At 39.6% G+C, this 6,659-nt stretch carries 6 protein-coding genes; 1 reads left to right on the forward strand and 5 read right to left on the reverse strand.

Going from position 1 to position 6,659, the window contains the following annotated elements; genetic code table 11:
• From A3766_RS07980 to A3766_RS08010, 5 genes are all read right to left on the reverse strand, one after another.
• Nucleotides 1-856 (reverse strand): hypothetical protein (locus A3766_RS07980; RefSeq protein WP_156508776.1); only part of this gene is annotated, 856 nt, incomplete at its 3' end.
• Between the two features lie 1,080 nt (nt 857-1,936).
• Nucleotides 1,937-4,477 (reverse strand): DNA helicase RecQ, encoded by a 2,541-nt coding sequence (recQ, locus tag A3766_RS07995; RefSeq protein WP_068513218.1) that lies wholly within the window; start codon nt 4,475-4,477, stop codon nt 1,937-1,939.
• A gap of 132 nt (nt 4,478-4,609) precedes the next feature.
• On the reverse strand, nt 4,610-4,795 hold the full coding sequence (locus tag A3766_RS08000; RefSeq protein ID WP_068513214.1) for a hypothetical protein: 186 nt from the start codon (nt 4,793-4,795) through the stop codon (nt 4,610-4,612).
• The gene (locus A3766_RS08005; RefSeq protein WP_068513210.1) at nt 4,786-5,388 is read right to left on the reverse strand and encodes a hypothetical protein; all 603 of its coding nucleotides are present in this window, start codon (nt 5,386-5,388) and stop codon (nt 4,786-4,788) included. The genes A3766_RS08000 and A3766_RS08005 overlap by 10 nt, the downstream gene beginning before the upstream one ends.
• Nucleotides 5,389-5,433: 45 nt before the next feature.
• Nucleotides 5,434-6,153, reverse strand: coding sequence for a nuclease-related domain-containing protein (locus A3766_RS08010; RefSeq protein WP_068513207.1), 720 nt, complete (start codon nt 6,151-6,153; stop codon nt 5,434-5,436).
• Nucleotides 6,154-6,500: 347 nt separating this feature from the next.
• Between A3766_RS08010 and A3766_RS32620 the strand changes: the two genes are divergently transcribed.
• Nucleotides 6,501-6,659, forward strand: a 159-nt coding sequence (locus A3766_RS32620) for a transposase (protein ID WP_156497649.1), incomplete at its 3' end; no start/stop codon positions are given.

A 6,659-nucleotide genomic window follows, 5' to 3' on the forward strand; every position in this document is an offset into this window, starting at 1 on the left:
CATGTTTACCACTCGCTGCAAAAAGGTTTGCATAGTGATAAAGCGTGCGCATACATCCGGCGAACACACCTTCTTCTGGAACATCATGAGCTTTAGGGTCAACCCTTGTTGAAATATCACAACTTATTTCATGCGCCGCTGCAAAAACATGCTCTAGCTCATCTATCTTGCCAAGTTTCTGCTTGACCACACCAAGCGCTAACCCCAAATTCTCATTGGAATCCTTTTTACTGGATGCATTCCCCATAGCAGATAACGCAGTTACCACCTGGGAAAATCCATTATTTGCATTAGCACTTTGAACAAAAAAGTTACTAATGAAGTCAAATGCTGGGCTCAAATATCGATCAGCCTTTTCATATTGGCCATGTTTTAGATAAAACTGTCCAACCTTTTCTTTAGCTGTGACATTGAACAAGTTAGCTTTAGATTGATTAGCTCTCGGTAAATAGGGAGAGATTTGCTTGTATTCTCTATCGTATTCTCCTTCCTCTTGCGATTCACCTCCTTCTAAATAGAATTCTTGTTTCAATTTAGGCATGATGGAGGATAGACGCTCACTTCCTTTAACAACTTCTTCTGCTTCTGCCAGAGATCCCGCTCTTAAATATGCTTTAATTAAGTTGGCTCTTGCACTGAAAACACTGTCGCTTTCGCTATCTTTTGACTCAGTCATAGCAATATTTTCGGCAACCTTCCAGAGGTCTATGGCCTTACTATTGTCTCCTATCGCAAATTCCGTTTGAGCCTGAATAAAAGCGTTTCTCAAGACCGGCGACATTTTAGGCTGCGACGATGCACACCCAATTAATACGGTAATACAAAATATATATACTAACGACAAGCCGTACTTCATAAGTTACATCCTTTTGAACCTTCAAAACTTTAAATAAAATTTGGGCGTATTCTATCCATTTCTAACGATATTTTTGTGACTCCATGCACAATCATTTCGCATCATAGAATCACTATGCACATAACTACCGAAAACTTAAACGCGCTCTTGAAATTCACGACAAACTGAAGAAAAGTAGTCTGTACTCTTGTACTATTAAGCGCTATGTATTTATCTTCAATTATATGGTTCCAAATGAGCAAGGGATTCTCTAATTTAATATCTTCTATAGTGTTGAGCTTTCTCGCAATCACAGCCCACAGCAATACCGATGACAATAAGGCGGCAGCCATAATTATCGATCTAAATGGCAGTACATGCGTAATCCAACACGCTAACTGTAACCCTATAAGCAAAGGCCAGTTTATATATAATCGAAGTAAGTTGTACGTAGAAGGCTCTGTAACGATTTTTGATCTAGACGAAAAAAACTGGAACAAACTACCGTCTGGATCTTATCTAATTACTTCCTCAACTAACCCAGTAAAGGAAAAGCAAATTGTTGAGAATAAACTATCTTCGCTATATACCATACAAAACCGCCCTACAGCTTCGATCTCGACTAGAAATGATTCAGACATTAACACCTGTACGACAGAACAATTCGAGCTTTGCAGAGTTCAAATCAGTAACCAAAATATAGAATCCTTGGCGTCTCTTCTAAACCTAGAATCAGTTAGTATCCCAAGCTACTCCAAGTATCAGAACCTAAATGAATCTGTGAGCAAAAACTCTGCTTTATCGGGCCTAATTGCCAAATCATGCGCCACAGTCGAAGGCTCCACAAGCGCGCCAAACATAACTGATATAGTGATCGAGAGTTCGGGTGGTTCTTTCAAACTATCGCCGTTATCATCAAATTGTGAAAGAGCTTTTCTCAGTGAAAAGGCATCTTTAGATACGGCTATCAAAGACCACTCAAGTAAAAATTATATGTGGGCGTTAATAGCGCTTTATCAAAAATACGACCTGAACTTCAACGCGATAAAGACCTTACAACAACTCAAAAACAGTCCATAAAACCTATCTTAGTCGTAAGAATTAAGCTACCTGCTCTTCAAGCAAGGCCAAGCTAATTGCATACCTAATTTCAGGGTAATCAATTTGCTGCTCGCAGCCTTCGTATATCTCTTTCAAACCATCTGGCCTACCAAGCTCATTCCATACTGTTAGAACCCTTTCTTTCTGATCTTCTGAAGTGAGGCTGGATAACTCTACATCTTCGCCATGAAGAGCTAAGCGAAAAAGATGACTTTTGATCGTTGACACATTTAGTTCACGCGCTTCAGCAATTTCTGTGATCGTTTTGCCTTGTTTGTATAGATCTAAGGTCTCAATATTAGTAGCGGTCAAACTAGGGACAGTAAACTCACTAGAATTATTTTGTTTTGTGGTATGTATTCGCGTGTATTCGGGTGCAAATTCCTTCCCTTCAGTTTCGAACTTGATCACGACAGGCAAAAAACTATCAGCAAATTTATCAACTTTAAGCTGCCCAATACCTTTGATATTTATCAGGTCAGCTGATGTTTTTGGCAATTGCAAAACGATCTGCTGCAAGTCTGCATTCGAAAACACGGTAAAAGCAGGGAGAGACATCTCAGTAGAGATTTTATACCTCAAGCCCTTTAACTCTTCTAGTAAAACCATCTCGTGTTCAGAAAGATCTCTATCAACAAATTTCTTATCTAGTTTTTTCTTTAACTTTTTCTTTGGAGCGTTTTTCACAACTTTCGAAAGTTTCTGAGGCTTAGTAATTCCATTAGCCGAAATATATTCAGCAATCATCTTCACGAATACATCACTATATTTTTCTAATTTGCTCTCTCCGACGCCGCTTATACTACTAAAATCGTCCTTCGAGGAAGGCATATTAATAGCCATGTCTTTCAAAGACGCATTGTTGAAAATCGTGTAAGCAGGTAAATCAGCCTCCTTTGCAATCTTGTTGCGTAGCTCTTTGAGTTTCTCGAGCAAAGTGATTTGCTCTTTAGATAAGTCTGCATCCATAGCAACTTGCTCTACTACTTTCTTCGCCTTTGGATCAGCGAGCCTAGACAGTAATACTTTAGTTTCCCCCTTCAAGACATCATTAGACAGGCTTGTGAGCTGCAGTACATTTCTATTAGAGAAATCAATACCGAGGTATCCTCGATCTATCAACTGGGTGATATATTGAATCCAATCTTTCCAAGACAAGTCAGCGCCAGCGCCATATGTCTTAATTTGATTAAATCCTTCTTCAACAAGCTCACGACGCTTCGATCCACGCAAAACATCAACAAGCATATTAGCCCCAACTGACTTTCCTAGACGATTTAGTCTAAGGCACGCAGAAATTGCTTTTTGTGCAATCAAAGACCCATCGAAAGTTGTTGGAGGGTTTAAGCAGTGATCACAATGGCCACAATGTGCCTCTTTATATTCACCAAAGTAATTAAGAACAAAGTTTGTGCGGCAGCTAGAGGTCTGCGTGAATTCCCACATGCGATCTAGTTTTGAACGTTGAACGTTTCGATGTGACTGATTGGGTATATCATCAACAAACTTATTGAGTGTTGTCATATCATTATACCCTGCGAACAATAGAGCTTCTGCAGCTTCACCATCGCGGCCAGCTCTACCAATCTCTTGATAGTAGCTTTCAATATTCTTTGGCAGATTGTGATGAATAACCCAACGAATATTCGGTTTGTCGATACCCATACCAAATGCTATCGTCGCGCAAATAATCTGTATCTCATCCTTAATAAACTGATCTTGAACGCGAGCTCTTTCTCCGCTTCCCATTCCCCCGTGGTAATAAGCAGCAGCAATCCCTTCTTGTTGCAACTTCGCCGCGACTTGTTCAGTGTTCTTTTTGCTAAGACAGTAAACAATACCCGCTTTCCCCTCTCGTGCTTTCACAAACTTCTTAATTGTCTCTATACGCTTTTTCGCAGGCAACACATCAATTTCTATGTTCTTACGTTCAAAACTAGATAAGAATGTTTTTGCTTCGTAAATGCCAAGCTGGATTTTAATATCTTTTTGCGTGGCCGCATCAGCTGTCGCAGTTAAAGCCACAACAGGAATATTTGGGAATAATCTTATTAATTGGCTAAGTTGCGTGTACTCAGGTCTAAAGTCATTTCCCCACACCGAGACACAATGCGCCTCGTCTATCGCAATCTGATCGACCTTGATAGATTGAATCCATTGCATAAATCCCCAGGTAAGTGCCTTTTCTGGTGACACATATAGTAATTTGATATCACCGTAAGCTACACGCTCTTGAATAATTTGGATATCAGCCTCGCTACATGAACTATTCAAAGCTTCTGCTTTAATTCCATTCTCCTTTAGAGAAGAGACTTGGTCTTGCATAAGTGCAATAAGTGGAGATATGACTATTGTTAAACCTTCTAAAAGTATGGCCGGCAGCTGATAACAAATAGACTTACCGCCACCCGTTGGCATAATTACTAAACTAGATTCATGGTTGAGCGTACGATTTATGACGTCTTCTTGATTTAAGCGAAAAGAATCGTATCCGAAATACTTCTTTAAGGTTTCGTGCGTGCTAGTTGTCTTGATATCCATGTTAAATAACCGTGTTCTTTATAGTAATGAAGCTCTAACCTACCGCCATAGTTTTCAAATACCTTACAAGCCAAGTAGGTTGTATCGCGTATGTCGTAACGCTTGAGATAATCTTACGAGTTAAGAGCTATGTCAGTTAGGGACATTAGACGGACAGTTAATCTGAGATTCCATATGCTGAGCATATTCATAAAGTTCTCGATAAGCTTCCTCGCCTTCGGATATCGTTTTAATGTAATAATTTCTAACTACCAGCGCGGTAATACTAGAGGTAAAAAGTATCACAAGAATATCGGTGATCAGTTCTGCTAATTGCATTTTGACACCTCTTTCTGACTATCAATTATTTCCTTTTTATTGTTAAGCAGCCGAGGAACAACGACTAGGTCTAAATGATACTTTGCTAACTCCTTCAGTGTGAAAGCCTCTGCATTCTTTAGAATCTGCTCCAAAGCCTTATACTTTTCAAACCACTCTCGATCACTGGCGGGATAGAAAGTATTTACAAAGTCTGCACCGTCTTCGATAACGACCCTAACTTTTGCATTATTAAAGTCGACAAGTTCAGCCCAATAATGCCCTCTACCCTCAAACCCATCAACATATCCCATTTTTAGAAGACGAATCGTATCGTTTTCACGGACCTCTCCACTTAATTTAGACTGATTTAATATCCCATAACGTAAAGCTAATGTTCTATTCGGATGCCCAAAACATTTATACAGTAAAGGTTCATCCTTACAAGAAAATCTGCGCGAGACCGCTGACTTAGCAATTTCTTTGCTTAGGCCAGACGAGTCATACCTATCAGTACTTGCATTCTTTGCGATCTTTAGGAATAAAAAGGGCACAAGTCCTATTAATATCGCAATTGGTAGAAATACCAACATTATTCGAACAACATCAATCATTTTTTAATCTCCATATAATTTTTGAACCGATGAACTTACTTTCATCTAGGCGGCTTTTAAATCCTTTAGTGTGCTTTCAACACTGCAGTGGTTCACAATCCGTGATTTAGCTTGGTAAGACAGGATATACCTATTTAACTCGCTTAAATTAAGCACTGGCACATTCCCTGAATGTCTAACTCGTACAGAAGAATCTTGGTTCGAGAATACAACCACACCTTGAACCCACGCTCGGCCGTTCTTTTTCTTCAAATCATCAGAAAGTAACCAAACGAGCTTCTTAACTTGTGCGATTGGGTTACGCATCGTTTTAGAATAAGGCGTACCGCCTCGACCTACCTTTTGTACATGCCAATCTTTATCACCTTCTGTTCCATAAATTGAGCCGTTATTGTGTTTCACTTCAATCACAAAAACTGTATCGGGCCCCATTACAATAATATCAGCCTCGTTAAAGCCCGTTCGTGACTTTTCGTTCGGTAGGTCCACTTGGTTATAAATCGTGTATGAGTCAGGTAAATGGCTTAACACATTCATGGTTATGTCTTCACCAACTGCTCCAGCTCTAAGAGTTTGACTGCCGTTTTGGGAGCCCCAAGAAATCAGAGCAAAAACCATGACTATGGCTGCCGCTACTGGGTGTAAAAACAAGGCACCTAGCGCTAATATCAGGCCGACGATCATAACCCCTTTACGACTTTTTCTTTTTTGCGCATCTGCTTCTATTGTTAATTTATTGCTTGTTACGTATTCCAGGTTTGCCATGTTTACTTCCTTTTATTTCAGATTAGTGCTCGGTTCTTATTACGAATAAACTTTTTCGTCTACTCGTTGAATTGGAAATAATATTACTGTGCAGCCTGCAACAAAGTTAGGGACAAGTGAGGGACACGAGTGTTTGGTGTTATAGACACACAAATAGAACCAAAAGAGAAACCAGCTATAAGCATTGGACCTGGATAACCAATGCACGCTGCAAACTTGACTAATAAGGTTTAACTTAAGCATTGACCTTATGAGGCTTTTAACCCTGGAATTACCCCCCTGTGTCAGGATAGTTGTCGCCTCTGTTAATTTTTAATAATTGAATAGGAGGCGGTAAGAGAATATGAGTGAAGCATTATTCAAAAGAGTTTAAAGAAGCCATTGTTAAGAAGTGGCTTGAAAGTGGGTTATCATTAAGAACGTTTTCAGCCCAGGAAAACATAAACCTATCCACCTTGTATTCCTGGCGAGATAAATTTCAATTACCAGGTTCAAGTGTGACAAAA

The organism is Oleiphilus sp. HI0132, assembly GCF_001635845.1.

Coding starts and splice junctions, on each gene's coding strand:
- recQ (WP_068513218.1), bottom strand. CDS start 4,477: ATGGATATCAAGACAACTAGCACGCACGAAACCTTAAAGAAGTATTTC.
- A3766_RS08000 (WP_068513214.1), bottom strand. CDS start 4,795: ATGCAATTAGCAGAACTGATCACCGATATTCTTGTGATACTTTTTACC.
- A3766_RS08005 (WP_068513210.1), bottom strand. CDS start 5,388: ATGATTGATGTTGTTCGAATAATGTTGGTATTTCTACCAATTGCGATA.
- A3766_RS08010 (WP_068513207.1), bottom strand. CDS start 6,153: ATGGCAAACCTGGAATACGTAACAAGCAATAAATTAACAATAGAAGCA.